The 243-nt window shown below is 44.9% G+C and carries 1 pseudogene; it reads right to left on the reverse strand.

Features of this window, described 5'->3' with window-relative positions:
* A pseudogene (locus tag AAEY80_RS14800) lies at positions 1-243 on the reverse strand (class 1 fructose-bisphosphatase); the annotation flags it as partial.

The following is a 243-nucleotide window of genomic DNA, read 5'->3' on the forward strand; positions in this document are numbered from 1 at the left end:
GCATGGTAGAGGTACCATATAATAGATAACCAGCAGCAAGCTGTTGATTGCCCGCTTGTAAAAAGTCGCTATCGGCACTTACTTGACCTTGACGGTGATACGGTAATATAGAAAAAATCGGTCCGACCGCCATATTGATATCAATATTTGATGAACCATCAAGTGGATCAAATAATACCAGCAAACTACCGTCAGCGTTGGCAGGCGTGGCATGGTCTAATTCTTCTGAAGCAACCCCAGCGC

The organism is Psychrobacter sp. 78a-MNA-CIBAN-0178 (assembly GCF_040309625.1).
Lineage (GTDB): Bacteria > Pseudomonadota > Gammaproteobacteria > Pseudomonadales > Moraxellaceae > Psychrobacter > Psychrobacter okhotskensis.